This window comes from Streptacidiphilus sp. PAMC 29251, assembly GCF_054208735.2.
In genome coordinates this window covers 10051605-10069395 of the sequence record NZ_CM135725.2, presented here as the reverse complement: position 1 = coordinate 10069395, position 17791 = coordinate 10051605, and the positions used below count along the sequence as shown (strand labels likewise).

General features: G+C 69.5%; 16 protein-coding genes and 3 pseudogenes. 11 read left to right on the top strand and 8 right to left on the bottom strand.

The features are described from left to right. Positions 1-322: 322 nt before the first annotated feature. On the bottom strand, positions 323-1411 hold the full coding sequence (locus ACXKR8_RS48080; protein WP_458270853.1) for a DUF5937 family protein: 1089 nt from the start codon (positions 1409-1411) through the stop codon (positions 323-325). Positions 1412-1510: 99 nt separating this feature from the next. Here ACXKR8_RS48080 and ACXKR8_RS48075 point away from each other — a divergent pair, with 99 nt between their 5' ends. The 5 genes and pseudogenes from ACXKR8_RS48075 to ACXKR8_RS48055 form a co-directional block, all read left to right on the top strand. Beyond that, complete coding sequence (locus ACXKR8_RS48075) at positions 1511-2938, top strand: MFS transporter (RefSeq protein WP_458270852.1); 1428 nt, start codon at positions 1511-1513, stop codon at positions 2936-2938. 479 nt (positions 2939-3417) lie between these two features. Next, a pseudogene (locus ACXKR8_RS48070) lies at positions 3418-3540 on the top strand (alpha/beta fold hydrolase); the annotation flags it as partial. 67 nt (positions 3541-3607) lie between these two features. Continuing rightward, positions 3608-4045, top strand: coding sequence for a MerR family transcriptional regulator (locus ACXKR8_RS48065; RefSeq protein WP_458270851.1), 438 nt, complete (start codon positions 3608-3610; stop codon positions 4043-4045). Continuing rightward, the gene (locus ACXKR8_RS48060; protein WP_458270850.1) at positions 4042-5013 is read left to right on the top strand and encodes an NAD-dependent epimerase/dehydratase family protein; all 972 of its coding nucleotides are present in this window, start codon (positions 4042-4044) and stop codon (positions 5011-5013) included. Before ACXKR8_RS48065 ends, ACXKR8_RS48060 begins: the two co-directional genes overlap by 4 nt. Before the next feature lie 257 nt (positions 5014-5270). Further along, a pseudogene (locus ACXKR8_RS48055) lies at positions 5271-5354 on the top strand (DUF5372 family protein); the annotation flags it as partial. 138 nt (positions 5355-5492) lie between these two features. Here ACXKR8_RS48055 and ACXKR8_RS48050 read toward each other — a convergent pair. After that, a complete protein-coding gene (locus ACXKR8_RS48050; protein WP_458275297.1) occupies positions 5493-6044 on the bottom strand; it encodes an RICIN domain-containing protein in 552 nt (183 codons plus the stop codon). 677 nt (positions 6045-6721) lie between these two features. Here ACXKR8_RS48050 and ACXKR8_RS48045 point away from each other — a divergent pair. Continuing rightward, entirely contained in the window at positions 6722-9205 is a 2484-nt protein-coding gene (locus ACXKR8_RS48045; RefSeq protein ID WP_458270849.1) for a DUF7617 domain-containing protein, read from the top strand. 223 nt (positions 9206-9428) lie between these two features. Beyond that, entirely contained in the window at positions 9429-10076 is a 648-nt protein-coding gene (locus tag ACXKR8_RS48040) for a PhzF family phenazine biosynthesis protein (RefSeq protein WP_458270848.1), read from the top strand. A gap of 92 nt (positions 10077-10168) precedes the next feature. On the opposite strand, the gene ACXKR8_RS48035 is transcribed toward ACXKR8_RS48040, so the two are convergent. Next, positions 10169-10606: an Lrp/AsnC family transcriptional regulator gene (locus ACXKR8_RS48035; RefSeq protein ID WP_458270847.1), complete on the bottom strand. Its 438-nt coding sequence runs from the start codon at positions 10604-10606 to the stop codon at positions 10169-10171. Between the two features lie 171 nt (positions 10607-10777). Between ACXKR8_RS48035 and ACXKR8_RS48030 the strand changes: the two genes are divergently transcribed. The 3 genes from ACXKR8_RS48030 to ACXKR8_RS48020 all read left to right on the top strand — a co-directional run bounded on the left by ACXKR8_RS48030 (position 10778) and on the right by ACXKR8_RS48020 (position 14006). Then, the gene (locus ACXKR8_RS48030; protein ID WP_458270846.1) at positions 10778-11950 is read left to right on the top strand and encodes a trans-sulfuration enzyme family protein; all 1173 of its coding nucleotides are present in this window, start codon (positions 10778-10780) and stop codon (positions 11948-11950) included. 26 nt (positions 11951-11976) lie between these two features. Then, positions 11977-13275, top strand: a complete 1299-nt coding sequence (locus tag ACXKR8_RS48025) for an amidohydrolase family protein (RefSeq protein WP_458270845.1) — start codon at positions 11977-11979, stop codon at positions 13273-13275. A 125-nt stretch (positions 13276-13400) separates the two neighbouring features. Continuing rightward, positions 13401-14006, top strand: a complete 606-nt coding sequence (locus ACXKR8_RS48020; protein ID WP_458270844.1) for a dihydrofolate reductase family protein — start codon at positions 13401-13403, stop codon at positions 14004-14006. A gap of 40 nt (positions 14007-14046) precedes the next feature. On the opposite strand, the gene ACXKR8_RS48015 is transcribed toward ACXKR8_RS48020, so the two are convergent. From ACXKR8_RS48015 to ACXKR8_RS48000, 4 genes are all read right to left on the bottom strand, one after another. Beyond that, on the bottom strand, positions 14047-14967 hold the full coding sequence (locus tag ACXKR8_RS48015) for a tetratricopeptide repeat protein (protein WP_458270843.1): 921 nt from the start codon (positions 14965-14967) through the stop codon (positions 14047-14049). A gap of 62 nt (positions 14968-15029) precedes the next feature. Beyond that, positions 15030-15962 carry an IS3 family transposase gene (locus ACXKR8_RS48010; RefSeq protein WP_458266876.1) on the bottom strand — a complete coding sequence of 311 codons (933 nt, stop codon included), beginning with the start codon at positions 15960-15962 and terminating at the stop codon, positions 15030-15032. Further along, positions 15938-16228, bottom strand: coding sequence for a transposase (locus tag ACXKR8_RS48005; protein ID WP_458266877.1), 291 nt, complete (start codon positions 16226-16228; stop codon positions 15938-15940). The genes ACXKR8_RS48010 and ACXKR8_RS48005 overlap by 25 nt, the downstream gene beginning before the upstream one ends. 30 nt (positions 16229-16258) lie before the next feature. Continuing rightward, a complete protein-coding gene (locus ACXKR8_RS48000; protein WP_458270842.1) occupies positions 16259-16588 on the bottom strand; it encodes a hypothetical protein in 330 nt (109 codons plus the stop codon). 294 nt (positions 16589-16882) lie between these two features. Between ACXKR8_RS48000 and ACXKR8_RS47995 the strand changes: the two are divergent. Beyond that, positions 16883-17134, top strand: a pseudogene (locus tag ACXKR8_RS47995) (serine hydrolase); the annotation flags it as partial. A gap of 103 nt (positions 17135-17237) precedes the next feature. Here the strand turns inward: ACXKR8_RS47995 and ACXKR8_RS47990 are convergent. After that, a complete protein-coding gene (locus ACXKR8_RS47990; protein ID WP_458270841.1) occupies positions 17238-17561 on the bottom strand; it encodes a DUF1330 domain-containing protein in 324 nt (107 codons plus the stop codon). Between the last annotated feature and the right edge of the window lie 230 nt (positions 17562-17791).

The window sequence follows — 17791 nt, the reverse complement described above, 5'->3', positions numbered from 1 at the left end:
CACGAAAGTGGTCGGGGTTCACTGCCGGAGGACACCGTGTCGGCGGACACCGCGACCGAGGACGACACACAGAGCGCGGCGGCCAGGACCGCCGCACCCAGGAGCTTTCTTATCCTGCCAACACGCGAGTTCGCCATACCAGACCCTTTCATAACTGACGCACAGTCAACTGCAGGGCATTTCACAGGTACCGTACACGGACGACCTGGACGACCACTTCCCCGGTGCTGAACCCCTTTGAAGAGCGTTTGCCGCCGGTACCGGGGAGCACTCATTCACGAGAATTAGCAGCACTCGTCGTTGGACGCAGGGGGCGGTCCCCTCAGCGCAGGAGTGCCTCGATCAAGTCGGTGCCGAGTCGGGCGTTCGCGGCGAGGTCGAGTTCGTAGCCGACGTAGCGGCCGCGTCGGCTGGAGGTGACGATGCCTGCGTTCCTGAGGACGGCGAGGTGCCGTGAGACTTCGGGCGCGGTGAGCAGCCAGGCCTCGGCGAGTTGGGCGGTGGTCTGCGGTCCGCGGGCGATACTGCGCAGGAGGCGCAGTCGGACGGGGTGGTCCAGGGCGTGCAGCCTGCTCTGGACGGCCGCGACGGAGACGGAGGGTTCACTCGGAGTGGCGAGCACCGGGTAGTTGATCACTGGCTGCCGTCCGGGGGCGTGGACAACGAGCAGGTGCGGGTGGGAGAACGCACTGGGCATGAACGTCAGCCCGGTGCCGGCGGAGCTGGCGGCGCGGTCCTGCAGCTTGTCGACGACGATGTGCCCACCGGACGCCGACAGCGTGACCGCGGGTGAGACCGCGGCGAGGGTGCGTTCCAGCCCGTGCCTGACGAGCAGGTCGCGTTTGTGGCGCGCGTCGCCGGCGAGCCGTCCGGCCACCCTGCGCCATGCGGCGTTGAAGAAGCCCGTCGCGCAGTCCTCAAGCAGGCGCCGCAGCCACCTTCTGGCGGTCGGCGGGTCAGTCAGGATGGAGTCGACGAAGTCGAGCTGCCTGCCTCCGCGGGCGGCTGCCCGTTCGCGAGCGATGTGGCGGGCGGTGTCATCGGTGAGGGGCGATCCGAGGTCGTCGCGCAGTGGCACCACCCCGCAGCTGCTGGTCATCAGCGCGCTGCGCACCCAGGTCTCGTCGTCGAGTGCGTCGAGGACGTCGAGTTCCTCGGCCAGCGTCTGCCTGGGGCGAGCAGGCAGCAGCATGTCCGACCGGGACGTCCGCCACAGATAGTCGGCCGTGACGACGCGATCCATCAGATCCGGGTCGATCTGTGCGCCGGCCGCAGTGATCCAGCCGGTCTGCTGGGCGTGATGCGCCGGCTCCACGAGCAAGTGCAGGGCGGACCCCAGCTCGGCCAGGGGCGACGGCGCGAACAGGTACCGATCCGCGGCCATTCCGGAAACATCGATGCGGACGCTCATGCCGCCATTCTGGTACCGACACCGCCCTCGGACCTTGTCGATTGACGACCACCGTCAATCGACACCAGGGCGGCGCGGTCCTCGGGCGATCGTGGCCGCATGTCCCCCCTCACCCTCAGTACAGCCACCGCTTCGGCGCCGCCGAGCAGACCCACCGTCATCCAACTGCTGCGCGGCCTCGGCGGCGGCCGCTACGCCTGCGCGGCCCTGGTCTCCGCCCTGGGCGGCGGGCTGATGCGACCGTTCCTGCTCCTGTACGCGGTCACGATCAGCGGCATCAGCGCCGCTCACGCCGGCCTCGCCCTCTCGGTGGGCTTCCTCGTGGGCATCGCGGTTGTGCCGCTCGCCGGTCAATGGGTCGATCGCGGCGCCCGCCGGGCCCTCATGGTCACCACCCTGACCCTGCGCGCCCTGGGGCTGCTCGCTCTCCTGCTCATCCCCGGTCCAGACGGATTCCTCTGCTGCTGCCTGCTCCAAGGAATCGGCAACCAGGCCGGACCAGTCGGGCAGGCCGCGGTCATCTCCGGCCTGTCGGTCGGGTACGAACGCGACGCCGTACTGGCCGCACTCCGCTCCCTGGGCAACGCCGGCCTGGGCGCGGGCGCTCTGCTGGCCACGGTCGCGGTCGGCTCCGGCGGGGTCGGGATGCGCTGGTTGGCGATCGGCACCGCAGGCGGATACCTGATCTCGGCAGCGCTGGTCTCGACCGTCCGGCTCGCCGGCGCCTCCACGGCGCGCCGTTCGGAATCCCTGACGCCCGTCGGGGACGGCGACCGGGCCGTACTGCGCCGCCTGACGCTCATGAACCTGGCCAACCTGCCCTTCGCGTTCTGCTTCGACATCCTCGAAGTCGCCCTGCCGGTCGTCCTGGTCACCCACCTGCACGCGGCGCCCGCCTGGCCATCCGGCATCTTCGTCGCCAACACCGTCATGGTCATCCTCGTCCAGCTCCCCGTGGTCCTCTGGATGTCGCGGCGGCCCAGACGCCACGTCTTCGCCCTGTCCGGATGGGTGCTGGCGGCCTCCTACCTCGGATTCCTCCAAGCCGGCACCGGGCACGGCAACGCCGGCGCAGGAGCTGTCGCGCTCGTCTCCGTCCTCTACAACCTGGGAGAAATCCTCTACACCGGCGTCAGCACGGCGCTCGTCATCGACGCAGCCCCGCCCCATCTGCGCGGACGCGTCATCGCGCGCTGGCAGTTGTCGCTGGGCATCGGCCGGGCGCTCGCCCCCCTGACCATCACCGCCGCCCTCAGCGTGACGGCCGCCGCGCTCTGGCTCCCGCTCGCTGCGGCGACTGCCCTCAGCGCGGGCCTGATCGTCGTCTACGCCCCCACCGACACGGGACGCCCGGACCACTCCGGCCCTCCCACCACCCGCCGCCGGCGGTCGAAGCGCTCAGCCCTCGAACGCGCCGAGCTCGCGCACCTGCTGTACCAGGAGGGCTACCGTGGGCGCGACCAAGCCGTGGACCAGGCTCTGTACGGTCTGTACGGACTCCGATACAACCCCCGATCGAGGAAGTAGTACCTGATGAGCAACCTCCGCGCGACAAGGATGCCGAACTCCTCCGCGAACCCACCACCGCCTGCGGCTCGAACTCGACCGTGCCGCCTTCAACGCCTGCCTCATCCTTCCGCACCACACAAAACGGCCGCACCAAAGGTATCCACACACGAACCAGGCGAATCAGGGCCCTGACCCCGGATGTCGACGCGGTCGCGCTCTAACGACGCTGCGCAATTGGATCCGGACCTGGTCGTCGTCGTCCTGGTAGTCGCGCAGCACGGAGTCCGGGATCGGCAATCCCAGCGTCGGGTCGGTGCTGATCGCTGCGACGGCCCTGTCCAAGGCGTCCCGCCGGTCACTCCACCGGTGGCGGGGAGGTCGCGCGCTGCATGGCGATCGAGGTGTTCGACGGTTCCGCTCCGCGCCGGCCGCCAACGCGCACTACGAGTGCATCAAGGCCTTCTCGGAGACCGACTTCACCGAGTACCTGAACCGGCCCCGAGTCCGCCGAACTGCTCAAGAACGGCCATCTCAAATCCTACGACGGCTACCCGCACGGCGGGCTGTCCACGCACCCAGACGTCCTCAATCCCGACATCCTCGCCTTCATCGAGGAGTGACCGGAGCGCAGCCGGGTCCCGCTGCCGGGTTTGCCTTCAAGCGCTTGAGGTGTGTGACGCTACGGGTATGACAGCGTTCACCATCCAAGACGTCTCACGGCGCAGCGGGCTGAGTGAGCCGACCCTGCGCTACTACGAGCAGGTCGGCCTGGTCGGCCCGATCGACCGCGACGAGCAGAGCGGACACCGCCGCTACCACGACGAGGACCTGCACACCCTGGAAGCCCTGGCCTGCCTGCGTGCGGTCGGCGTGGGCATCGAGGACATGCGCACCTACCAGGCCAACCTCGGCCGCCGCCAGGAGACCGCGGGCGAGCAACGGGACCTGCTGCTGCGGCACGCCGAACGGATCCAGGCTGAGATCGCCGCCCAACGACTGCGGCTCGACTACCTGCGCGAGAAGGCCGCGCTGTGGGATGCCCGCGACCGCGGCGACACCGTCGCCGAGGCCGCAGCCGTCCAGGCGTCCATGGACGCCGCCCGTCGTCTGGAGGTACTGCGATGAGCCCGGTCCTGGTCACCGGCGGCAACGGCTACCTGGGCACGCAGCTGATCGCCGCGCTGCTGCGGGACGGCAGGACCGTACGCGCCACCATTCGCTCCAAGGGCCAGGAGGAGGGCCTGCGGACAGCGGTGCGCCGAGGCGGAGCCGAGGACGCCGGGCTGGACGTGGTCACCGCCGACCTGATGTCCGACGACGGCTGGGCCGCGGCCCTGGCCGGCTGCGAGGAGGTGCACCACACCGCCTCGCCGATTCCCTCCGTCCAGCCGCAGGACCCCGACGAGCTGATCGTCCCGGCTCGCGCGGGCTCGCTGCGGGTGCTGCGCGCCGCCCGCGACGCCGGGGCCCGGCGGGTGGTGCTGACCTCCTCCTTCGCCGCGGTCGGCTACACCCCCAAGCCCAGTGCTGACTACTCGGAGGAGGACTGGACCGATCCGGACACCCCAGGACTGGCCCCCTACCCCCGCTCCAAGGCCGTCGCCGAACGCGCCGCCTGGGAGTGGACGAACCGCGAGGGCGGCGACACCGAGCTGGTCGTGGTCAACCCGACGTTCATCCTCGGTCCCACCCTCACCACCGACCTGCGCTCCTCCACCCAGCTGGTCAAGGCGATGCTGGACGGCACCATGAGCGTCGCCCCGCGCTTCCGCTTCGGCCTGGTCGACGTCCGCGACGTGGCCGACGCCCACCTTCGCGCCATGGCGGTGCCCGAGGCAGCAGGCAAGCGCTACCTGGCCGTCGCCGACGGCCCCACACTGACCTTCCTGGAGGTGGCCGCGATCCTGCGCCGCCACCTCGGCCCGCAGGCCGCGAACGCCCCCACCACGGAGGCCGCCGGCGACGAGCTCCCGCGCCTGGTCATCCACAACGACCGCGCCCGCGCGGATCTGGGCTGGCGCCCCCGCACGGTCGAGACCACCGTCGTGGAGACCGCCGAGAGCCTGCGTGCGCTGGGCCTGGTCGGCGGCTGAGCCGCGCGGCACAACCCGGCGAACCTACCCGGTCACAGCATTGGCCGTACTCCACAGCATGAGCCCCGCAGAACGCCATACAAACGCCATATCAACGCGTGCCTGGATAGGTGCCCCTGGTCGGGGGTGAGGGTGGTCGCCGGTCGGCGGGGACCGGTGAGGGCTCAGGTGGTTCGCCATCCTGATCGTCTGCTCGGCCGGGTTGTTCAACAGGGCAGTCGACTGCTGCGGGCGGTGGCGATCCGCAGTATCCAGCGGTGGTGCGGGTGACGCACCGGTTCCATCCGTGGTTCGGCCGGGAGTTGGAGTTCGTCAACCGGCGTCGGAACTGGCGCGAGGACCGGGTGGCCATGTCACTCCGAACCCGGTCCCTGGCCCATGGACGAAGCCCCAGGCCTGCCGGCCTGGGGCTTCGTCCATACGTACCGCACCGTACTGGCGCCGCGGCGACGGCTCCGAGAGCGGTGCGGCATCAGATCTCAGGCCGGGACGATGGTCCAGGCCTGGTATCCAGCGTCCTGCGACGCGCCATTGCAGCTGTATCCGCGCGGACCGTACTGCGAGTTGTCGAGGCAGTAGGCGGGGTTGTATGCGGCGTTCTTCAGGACCTGCTGCGACTGGCCGTTTGCGGCGGTCCGCCAGACCATCGTCCACGCCTGGTAGCCACTGTTGAAGCTGCTCTGGTTGCAGGGGAACTCCCGCAGCCCGTTTCCGGTGGAGTAGTCCAGGCAGTCGCCGGTGTTGGCGTTCTTCAACTCCACCCAGCCGCTGTTGTAGTTGACGACCACCCACTTCTGCCAACCGCCGCTTACGCTGCTGGAGTTACAGGGGTAGGAGCGAAGGCCGTACTGAGCCGAGTTGTCGAGGCAGTTGCCGTTCCAGTTGGACTGGATGGTGTAGGCGCTGCCGTAGCCGCCGAAGGAACCGGCCGGGGTGCCGTTGTATGCCTGAGCGGTTCCGGTTGCGGTGAGGGTCGCCAGGGCCACGACGCCAATAGTGGCAGCCACCGCTGACTTGGTCTTGAGCTTCATGGAGCATTCCCCTATTCCGTGAAGGCTGTTCGGACAAGGAACATCCTTGTCCGGGGCCGCCGCCCAGTCCATGGCGTTGAGTTGGCGTTCGCATGGCGCTTCGACACGTGCGGCGCACTGACTGGACGGGTATCGCCGGTCGGAGGCGTGGGTGATCGCCGGTCGGCGGGGACCGGTGAGTGAGAGTTCAGTGGGCGCCGGGCGTCCAGGGTCTGCCGCACATGGCCTGTGCGAGGACCTCGAGCATGTTCTGGCCGTCACGGTCGGCGGTGTGGTCGGGTTGACGGTGGCCCGCGTAGGGCGCCGGAGGGCGCTCCGCGGCCTTTCCCGCAGGGCTGCGGCATTGGCGCCCTGGGGGCGTACCCGCGAAAACACACGGCAGCACACAAGGGGTTCCACGCGCGCCGGTCGTACGCCCGCTCCTCTTCATCGCGGCCAATACAGTGCAATTCATGGAACTAATGGGAAAGTAAACGAACGATTTAATTCAACGCCCCTCGCCTTTCGCCCGCACGGGTGACGAACGGCTCCCTTCTCCCTACCGTATTTCGCGGGGCGGGCACTCCACGGTGCCCGCGTCCTTCCCGACGAAGGTGGGGACACACATGCTCCGACACCCACGATTTCCTTCCTCCGCCGTACCGCCGCGGCCGCTCGCTCGAAGAGCGGCCGTCGCCGTGTCCGCGGCACTGTTCGTGATAGCCGCCGGATCGCTGCAACCCGTCGTGGCCGACGGCAGTCCCAGCGGCACGGCTCCGGCCACCGCCGGCTCCACGCTGCTCAAGACAGCGCAGGACGTCACCAGCCCCGGCCAGCTCCCGGTCCAGCACGGCGACACCGTCAACTGGACGGTCGGCTACCACAACTCGGCGACCGGCGACCCGGCCGCCGCGACCGTCACCGACCCGATCACCGGCGCGGGAACCGCGCAGACCTACGTGCCTGGTTCGCTGCGCGTGCCGCCCGGTTGGACGCCCGCCTGGTCCACCGACGGCAGCAGCTTCACCGGCACCGACCAGGGCGCCGCGACAACCGCCGTCCGGGCCACCGGCCCGGCCACAACCGGGACCGGGACCGGTGTGAGCGGCGACCTGCTGCCGCCGGTGCAGGCCGCGACCCGCGCCACCGGCGGCGACGGGTTCACCCCGATCCTCTACCGCGCCCCGTCCGGTGACGTCGAGGCGTGGAACATCTACCACCACACCGGCCCGGCGAACCCGCTGGTGGTCTGCAACGACCTGTCCTCGGGCCAGCCGTGCTCCGGCGGCCCCTGGCCGCGCCCGCTCAACACCGCGCCGGGACCGCTCGGTACCGGCAACACCGGGAACATCTTCACGCCACTGTCGCCGCAGTACGTCCTGGACCCGGGCCGACCCGGCATCGTCTACTACCCGGCGACGACCGCCACCGCCGTCGGCGCGGGCTGTCTGGACATGGGCGCCCGCGCCAACTGCGGCTTCATCCCGCTGGAGACCAGCGGTGCCAGCCCCTCCAGCGCCAACGGTCTCGCGGGGCTGGTCGACTACGGCGGGAAGGCGTACGGGACGGCGAGCGACGGACACGTGCTGTGTCTGGACATCGCCAGCCAGGCACCGTGCCCGGGGCAGCCGTTCGCCGCGATCGTGCCGCCCAATCACGACCTGCCGGGCCACACCTACGCCCTCTACCAGGGCGGTATGACGGTCGCCGACGGACGCGTCTACGCCTCCTCGTCCCCGACCGCGTCCGGATCGACAGCAGCGGGCGTCACCGCACTCGGCTGCTTCGACCCGGCCACCGGCACGGTCTGCGCCGGCTGGACCACCCCGCACCCGGCCGGCCCGAACCCCGGCGCGTACACCTACAGCGCGTACACCTCGTTCGACACCGCCGGCCACCCGAACGGGGTGTGCACCACCAACGCCACCGGCGGCGCGCCGTCCACCAGCTGTTACGCACTGGACGGCAGCGCACTGGCTGCGCCCGCCACCGGACTCGACGCCCTGCCGGCCGGTGTTCTGGTCTTCGCCCCCGAGGTCGTCAACTCCGGCGGCGACAACCGCAGCTACTTCGGTGTGTGGGGCGGGCCGCTGCCCGGCGACACCGTCTGCTACAGCTGGACGCACGCCCAGCCCTGCGCCGGCTTCCCCGCGGTGGCGGGCCACCCCAACGTCAGCAACGGTGCCACCCGCGACTACGGCTACGCCTACGACTCGACGACCCGCTGCCTGATCGGCCTCGGCGACGCCGGGGTGCTGTTCTCCCTGGACCCGGCGACCGGCGTCTCGCCGTGCCTGCACAGTGGCGCCGCCGTCACCCTCAAACCCACGAGCTTCTACTGCGACGGTGGCACCGGGCACGTCGCCGGGTACACCGAGGCGAGGCTGACCGGCCTGGACCTCACCCACATCGATCCGGCCGGCGCGACCGTCTCGGTCACCGATCCCGGCGGCACCGTGCTCGCCACCCCGCCGCTCTCCGCGACCGGCACCGTCGACCTGTCCGGCATCTCGGCCGCCGACCATCCGTCGATCACCGTGACCGTGCAGCTCAGCCTGACCGACACCAGCGACTTCACCGCCACCAACCATCCCGCGCTGACGGCCTCCTTCCAGGGCGACGACCCGCAGGTCTGCCTGCGCACCGTCGTCACCGCGAACTGCGCGACCACCCACGTCGACGACACCGCGACCGGCACCGACGGCACCGGCGCGCTGACCTCCAACCCCGTCTCCGTCGCCGTCGCCCCCGGTGCGCTGTGCCACCCGAACGTCACCGTCAACAAGGAGATCTGCACGGTCGCCTCGCCGCACGCCTGCGGCCCCGGCGGTGCGGGCCCCTGGGCCAAGTCCAGCCCCGTCGGTCTGCTGCAGCTGCTCGGCACGGCCTACTGGCGGATCACCCTGACCAACACCGGGCCGGTCGACGCCTCCGGCGTCACCGTCAACGACGCGGTCACCACCGCCTGTTCACGGGCGGCCGGCACCTTCACGCTGGCGGCCGGTGCGAGCAAGCAGGTCTACTGCAGCTCCTTCCTGCTGGCGCTGCCTGTGAAGAACACCGCCACCGCCACCTACTACCCGGCCGGTGCCCCGAACGGCACCCCGTCGACCACCTCCCCTCCGTCCTCCGCGGTGGCCTGCTCCCTGCTGTGCGTCCTGGCCGCCCCCGACCCGTCCTGACCGCGCCCTGACCCGCTGACACCCGGGACCAGCCTCCGCGCAGACAGCCGGAGGCTGGTCCGGGTGCGATCGGGCTGTCACATCCACCCCTTCCGACCCTCTTTCCGTAGCCCTGCTGCTGCTGATCGGCCGACACAGCGCCAAGGGATTCACCGGGATCGGCTGGGGCCTGTTCGCGGCGCTGTTCTGCGGGGTGATTCCGCTGGGCATCATCATGCTGGGCGTGAAGCGCGGCGGACTGACCGACAAGCACATCCGCGTCCGCAGGCAGCGCGTCGTGCCCATGGCAGCCAGCCTGGTGTCGGTGATTGCCGGCACCGTCCTGCTCTACGTCCTGCACGCGCCCCAGGCCATCGCCGCCCTCGTCGTGGCCATGCTGGTCGGACTGGTCTCAGCCCTCGCCGTCACCGTCCGGTGGCAGATCTCCATCCACAACGCCGTCGCCGGCGGCGCCGCGTTGATCCTGATTCTGACCTTCGGCCCGATCGCCGTCCCAGCAGCATTCATCCCCGTCGCCGTCGGCTGGTCCCGCCTGGTCCTCAAGGCCCACACCATGGCCCAGGTCATCGCCGGCACCGCCCTCGGCGGCATTTCCGCCCTGGTGTTCACGCCGCCCGACGGCCGGCCGCCGCGCCTGCGGAGCACCTTCGCCCCCGGCGCCGGCGTTCCCGAGGACCCCGCATGCGGCAGCATGAACGCCGCCGTCGGCCAGTGGCTCACCGGCACCGGCGCCGCCCCCTCCACCTACCGGGTCTCCCAGGGCACACGGCTGGGGCGGGCCGCCAGCATCGAGATCACCGCCGACACGGACGGCACCGTCTGGGTCAGCGGGGCCGCCACCGTCTGCATCCGGGGCTCCATCACCGCGTGAAGGCCCGACCGCCAAGTCCGTCGGACCCACCGGTCCCCCGCAGCAGGCCACCGCCGCCGCAGGGGTGCGCCGACCTGGACAGGGCCGTGCTGTCACGCGGTGTCGAGCGTCTTCATGATGACGAAGCTGTTGACCGTGCCCACCCCGGGCAGGGCAGCCAACTGGTTGGCGTGGAAGTCCTCATAGGCCGCGAGGTCGGCCACCTCCACCTGGAGCAGATAGTCGAAGTTGCCGGTGATGTGGTGACAGGCAGTCACTTCGGGCAGCCCCATCACCTCCTGTTCGAAGGCGACCACGTCCGCGCGGTTGTGCCGCATCAGCCGCACCCCTGCCAGCACCCGCAGACCACGGCCGACTGCCGCCGGGTCGATCAGCGCCCGGTAGCCGCGGATGACCCCTGATTCCTCCAGCTGACGAACGCGCCGCAGACAGGGCGAGGGGGTCAGCCCGACCCGGGCTGCGAGCTCGTTGTTGCTGATACGGCCATCCCGTTCGAGCACGGCCAGGATCGACCGGTCCACTTCATCCATGCAGCAGATTATTGCGGTGATAGAGCACTTAGCACAAACTAGTGCCTCCCCGTGGCGCAATCTTCTGCCAAAGTTGCTGACAATGGGGTCATGTCAAGGTTGCGGCCGGTCATGCTGGATGCAGACACAACGTCGAATTCCGGAGGGCTGTCCATGCCGGGCAAGAGCACCGTGACTGTCCATGCTGACCGCGAGACCCACCCCAGCCGTGCCGTGGCACCGCCCATCTATCAGACGGCGGCGTTCGCGGCCGAGGACGCGGACACGTTCGCCGCAGGCGCCGTCGAGCCGCGGGGCAAGGACTTCTACACCCGCTACGGGAACCCCAACCACGCCCAGGTCGCCGCCGTTGTCGCCGCACTGGAGAACACCGAGGCGGCGATGGTCACCGCGTCCGGCATGGCAGCGATCACCACGGCCGTGCTCGCCCTGGTGTCCGCCGGCGACCACGTCATCGGACAGAAGTCCACCTACGGGGGCACCGCCTCAGTGCTGCTGAACCTGCTGCCGCGCCTGGGCGTGTCCACCACCCTGGTCGACCAGAGGGACCCCGAGGCCTTCGAGAAAGCCCTCACCCCCACGACCCGCCTGATCCTGGTGGAGACCCCGAGCAACCCGCTGCTGCAGATCACCGACCTGCGCGCCGTCGCCGACCTGGCCCGCGCGCACGACGTACTGACCCTGGCGGACAACACCTTCGCCACCCCGCTGAACCAGCGCCCTGCGGACTTCGGCATCGACGTCGTCTGGCACAGCGCGACCAAATACCTCAACGGCCACTCCGACGTCTCCGCCGGAGTGCTCGCCGGACCGGCCGCGATCCTGGACCGCATCTGGGAAACCAGCCTGCTCACCGGCGCCGTCCTCGGCCCGATCGACGCCGCGCTGCTGCTGCGCGGCATACGGACCCTGCCGCTGCGCATGCCGCGGCACAACGACAACGGCCTGGCGCTCGCCGAGGCGCTGAGTCGGCATCCGGCCGTGTCGCAGGTGCACTACCCCGGTCTGGCAAGCCACCCCCAGCACAAACTGGCCGCGGACCAGATGGAGGGCTTCGGCGGGGTGCTCAGCATCGAGTTCACCGGCGGATTCGAGAGGGCCGACGCCTTCCTGGGACACCTGCGCTATCCCCGGCGCTCGGCCAGCCTCGGCGGCGTGGGCTCACTCGCCGTGCATCCGGCGGCCATGTGGGCCGGAATGCTCAGCGACGAACAGCTCACCGAATCCGTTCCGCCGGGCCTGGTCCGGCTGGCGGCCGGCCTGGAAGACACCGCCGACCTGGTCACCGACGCGCTCGCCGCGGCCGACGCCGTGCTCGCCGAAGCCGTCGCCCCCTGCTCGTGAACGACCCCGTAGTGAAGGAGCCCCCCATGAAGACGCTGCTTTCCGGCGGCACCGTGGTCAGCATGGACCCGGCCGTCGGCGACCTCGACCGCGGTGACGTACTCGTCCAGGACGGCGTGATCGTCGAGGTTGCCGAGCGCATCCACGCGCCGGACGCCGAGGTGATCGACGCCAGCGACCGGATCGTCATGCCCGGCTTCGTCGACAACCACCGCCACAACTGGCAGACCGCGTTCCGGGGCATCGGCGCGGACTGGACCTTTCCCCAGTGGGCCGCAGCCATGCACGGCACCGTCAAACCCCACTACACGCCCGAGGACGTCTACATCGCCACCCTCCTCGGCCGCCTGGAAGCCCTGCACTCCGGCATCACCACCATGCTCGACTGGTACCACGTCGCCCAAGGCCACGACCACGAAGACGCCGCCATCGCCGCGCTGCGCGAGGCACCGGGGCGCTCGATCTTCTGCCTCGGCGCCGGATGGGCCACCCCCCACCGCGTCGACGACGACATCCGCCGCGTCCGCTCCGACCTGACCGGGCAGGACCTGGTCACCATGGCCTGGGGACTGCGCGGAGCCGACGACACGGGCATGCACACCCTCGCCCGGGAACTGGAGCTGGCCGCCGAACTCGGCCTGCGCACCAGCCTGCACACCGGCTCCGACGGAACCCAGCGCCCCGTCGCCGACCTGCGCAAGCACGGCCTGCTGCGCGAGACCACCACCTTCGTGCACGCCAACGGCATCAGCGACGAGGAACTTCGCATGCTCGCCGACGCGGGCAGCTCGATCTCGATCAGCCCCGACGTCGAACTGAAGATGGGCTTCGGCGCACCGATGACCGGCCGGGCCCTGGCAGCCGGCCTGCGCCCGACCCTGTCCGTCGACGACGTGCCCTCGGTCGGCGGCGACATGTTCTCCACCATGCGCACCGCCTACGCCGTCCAGCGCGGCCTGGACGGCGGCCTGCGCTCCCGCGACCTCATGGAGTTCACCACCATCGACGCCGCCGCCTCGTGCGGACTCGACGCCCGCACCGGCAGCCTCACCCCGGGCAAGGACGCCGACATCATCCTGCTGCGCACCGACGACCTGACCGTCTTCCCGGTCACCGACCCGGCCGGCAGCATCGTCAGCGCCGGCCACCCCGGACTGGTGGACACCGTCCTGGTCGCCGGCCGCGTGGTCAAGCGTGACGGCGCGCTGACGGACGTGGATCTGTCCGAGCTGAGGAACCGCCTGCTCGCATCACGCGACCGGATCTCCGCCGCCGCCGGCGTTCCGCTCGACGGCACCTGGAACCCCGGACCAGGATCGGAGTAGAAGCACCTGGCCACCGAGCCTGACCGGACACCCCAGCCACGGTGGATCACCGGGGAAGCCGCGCATCGTCCGCCGATGAGTTTCCGGCGGCGGTTCCGTCTACCCATCAACGAAGGGAGCGCACCATGCGCAAGGTCATCATTTCCACGTTCCTGACGCTCGATGGCGTCATGCAGGCTCCGGGCGGCCCGGACGAGGACACGGGAAGCGGCTTCGAGCACGGCGGCTGGCAGAAGCCGGTCGACGACGACGAGGTCGGCCAGGCCATCGCAGGCTGGTACGAGCACGCCGACGCGATGCTGCTCGGCCGAAAGACGTACGAGATCTTCGCGTCGTACTGGCCGACCGCCGATCCCGACAACCCGTTCACCGGACGGATGAACAGCATGCACAAGTACGTGGCATCACGGACCCTGACGTCGCTCGAGTGGCAGAATTCCACCCTGCTGGAGGGCGACGTCGTCGAGGCGGTGCGCGGCCTGAAGACGTCCGAAGGCGGCGACATCAACGTCGTCGGCAGCGGTGACCTCGCCCAGACCCTCATGCGGGGCGGACTCGTCGACGAATACCGGCTGACCATCCACCCGGTGATCATCGGCACCGGCAAGCGGCTGTTCGCCGGCGGAGCAATCCCCACCGCGCTGGAGCCCGTCAGCGTCTCGACGACCAAGGGCGGCACCGTCGTCGGCGTCTACCGGCCCAACGGCAAGCCCAGCTACGACAGTTACTAGGCCCATTGCTCCGACCGCTGGTTTCCCAGGGTGTCCGGACCTACGGCCTGGCCGGGGAGCGGTCCAGCTCCGCGATCCGCTGCTCGATCACCGCGATCCGCGCGAGCAGGGGCATCGCCGCCCTGGCCCCGTCCAGGGTGGCTGCCGCGCCGCGCCGGTCGCCGGTGACGGCCTGGGCCGCCGCCAGGGTGCACAGCCCGAAGGCGGTGGTCTGCACGTCGGTGTACCGCTTGGTGGCCTTGCGGGCCAGCCGCAGCGCTTCGGGGGCGCGGCCCTGCAGCAGGGCGGCGGTCGCGGCCAGGTCGCCGAACCTCAGCAGCTGCGGAAACTCCGCCCGGATGACGTCGAAGGCGTACTCCATCGCCGGACGGGCCACCTCCGGCGCAAGCGTCCCCGCCTCCAGCTCGTAGGCGGCCGCGCGGGAATGGATCCCGGCCAGCATGGCCCGCTGGGCCGGGGAGTTCGACCGCCCCAGCCCGCGCACCGCCAGCAGCGCGGCCTTTCGGTAGTCGCCCAGGCCCAGGACCACCGCGGCCCGCAGCAAGAGCGCCGGCACGGCGTCCTGGTCCACCAGTTCGGACACGCAGACGTCGGCCTCGTCCAGCCGGCCCGCCAGCAGCGCCCGCGAGGCGGCCACGCCGGCCGGTTCGAAGCCGATCTCGCGCAGACCCGCTCCGTCACGGTCGAACGGCATCCGCCACAGGATCCAGGCACGGCTGCCCGTGGAGCGGGGGGAGAGCACCGCCGTCATGGTCCCCAGGAGCAGCAGGCCCAAGCCGACCGACTGGGTGAAACCCATGCCCGGACCGCTGAACAGCAGCACCACGCCCGCCCAGCACTGCACGGCGGTGATCGCGGCATTGGACAGCCAGAACCGCAGTCGCAGCGCGGGGACCCGCACCACCACGGCCCCTGAGATCAGCGGCAGCGGCAGCGGCACCAGCCGCACCGCCACCGGCACCCCGCGCACCCTCAGCCGGGCCAGCAGCGGGCTGGAGGCCGACCGATTTCGAAGACAGTCTTTTATGCTGCTAGTGCTGCGCTTAGTGTGGACCCACTCTCGTATTCATAGGGAGATAGGTAGCCGAGCTCACGTTGAATCCTGTGTCGATTGTAGTAAGACTCGGTGTATTCAAATATTGCACTCCCGACCTGCTTTATTGTTGTCCACACGTGCAGGTGGATCAATTCCTTTTTCAGGGTTGCGTTGAACGACTCTGCTGCGGCGTTGTCGAAGCAGATCCCCGTCTTTCCTACCGAAGGCAGGATTCCGCTGTCAAGACATTGGTCGCGAAATTTACTACCGGTGTACTGACTGCCACGGTCTGTATGCATGACGACTTCACCCTGTGCCGGCTGGCGATTTCGGATCGCCATGTCTAGCGCCTGGATCACCATGTCTTCGCGCATGTGGTCAGCGACCGACCAGCCGATGAGCTTCCGCGAATACCCGTCGATGACTGTCGCCATATAGGCCCAGCCTTCTGCGGTGTGAATGTAAGTGATGTCACCGTACCATATCTGGTCTTTCTTTTCCGGGACGAAATTCCGCTCGACGAGGTCCACCAGGCCGCGCCTGTTCGCCGGATCCTGGACGGTGGTGGCCTTGTAGGGCCGTGGATGGATGCACGCCAGCCCAGCGGCCCTGGCCAGGCGTCGGACGCGCTTGGGTGACACGCGCTCGCCCTGGCGGGCCAGCTGCGCGTGTATCCGGTCGATCCCGTAGCGACCCCTGTTGACTTTGTCGATAGCGATGATGAGTCGGGTAAGTTCGACATCGCGTCGTGCGTGTGCGGACTCCTCACGGCGGATCCACGAGTAGAATCCGGTACGCGATACGTCCAGCATCTTGCACATGAAGTTGATGGGATATATGAAGCGGCGTGGCTTGCCGACCTGCTCGTCGTGGACTTGCAGGATGAAGGCGAACTTTATTGGTTCTGGCTCGCAAACCACGCCGCTGCTTTTTTTAGGAAGTCCCGCTCCATGCGGAGCTTCCGTACTTCGTCTTCGAGTTCCTTCATATGGACGCGCTCGTCGATGGTCAGCGGCTTGTCTTTGATGCTTCCGCTCCTCTTCGCGGCATTTACCCAGTTTCCTAGGGTTCCCTCGTTCAGACCGAGGTCCCGGGCAATCTCAGCCACGGGCCGGCCGGAGCTCACCACTAGCTCTACGGCCTCTGCCTTGTACTCCTGGGTGTACTTCTTCCGCTTTGAAACCATCGTGCACTTCCCACTTGACACTTGAGTGAACTACTTCCAGTGTCCACGAAAGTGGTCGGGGTTCAGGCCGCTGCCGACGAACACCGCGTTGGCCGCGGTCCCGCCCAGCCTTCCCAGCAGCAGCGTCAGCAGCATCTGGAACTGCATCGCCAGCAGCGCCCCGACCATCGTGCCCAGCCCGGTCCACAGCGCCGAGCCCTGTTGGTTCCCGGAGCCTGAGCCCTCGTACACCGACTTCACCACCATCAGGATGCCGATCAGAACACCCACCCCCACGAGGGTCAGCCACGGCTTGCGGCGCGGGCGGGGCCGGAGCGCCGCCGGGTCTATCGCGGGCTCGGCCGCGGGTGAGGTGGTCACGAGCGGTGATCCTTCCAGCCGGACGAGCCCCCGGTAAAGCCCGTTCCACGTCGAGATCGACGGCGACACGGCCACCGCACGCACCTCGCACCTGCCGGATGCCGCGGCAGGCAGGTCCGCGCGGCTCCGAACGAGTGGACTCGTCGGAGCGTGCCGCGGATGGGGGCATCCGTCCGGGCCACAGCCCTGCTCACCGCGTCGTTGTCGGCTCCGATCGCGGCGGCTTCCGCCGCAGCCCTCGACCGCGCGAGCGCGGACCGGTACGGCCTCGGTCCCGAGCTGACCGCGCAGCTGGACACCAACCAGACGCTGAGCGGCCGGATCGAGGACTCCACGCGCTGGAACCCGAGTTGGGCCTGGGCAGCCGGGGCCATGATCTCGGACCTGGAGGACCTGCGCCGCTGGGCCGAGATCCTCGCCACCGGAGCACTGCTGAGCCCGCGGACCCAGCGGGAGCGACTCAAGGTGCTGCCGACCGGCCATCCCGGCACGAGCTACGGCCTCGGAATCCTGGAGACCGGCGGATGGATCGGACACAACGGCTCAGGCCATCACCAGGATCGTGACCCCGGACAACGTCTACGACGGAGCGGTCCCGCCCAGCTAGATCCGACACCCGTGATCCGGGTCGCCTTCCGGCCAGTGCGGGTCAGTGGTCCAGTGAGTCCGCTCCGCGGTATCCCTGCGGGACTCCGTTGACCAGGACGACGTCGCCATCGATGTGGTCGGTGCGCAGCTTCGCGATCGCCCGGTAGGCCGGGGAGGAGTACCACCCGTGCGCGTGGTCCCGGTCGGGAAACTCAATGACGATCACGGCGGGCCCCCAGCTGCCCTCGAGGACCTCGAAGTCGTCGCCGTGGGCGCGGAACCGGCCCTGGAACGGGTCGAGGGTGGCGTCGATGCGCTGCAGGTACTCGGCGATCTGCGGGCTGGGACGGACCGAGCGGACATGCATGATGGCGTAGGCGGTCATCGGAACTCTCCCGGTGCAGGGGCGAACATGCTGACGAGACAAACCTAGGCACCACGACCCGACAGCGAATCCGTCACGCATAGGTAGGACGGTGGCCATGGCGCGAGGGCCTGTTCGACCAGGGGTTCGGTCACGCTCGGGGCCTCGGCTATTCAGTGGCATTGCCAGGAGACGCCCGACCAGCCGTGTGCCGACGGGCCCCGCTCCAGCTCACGCGCCTGCCGCGCACC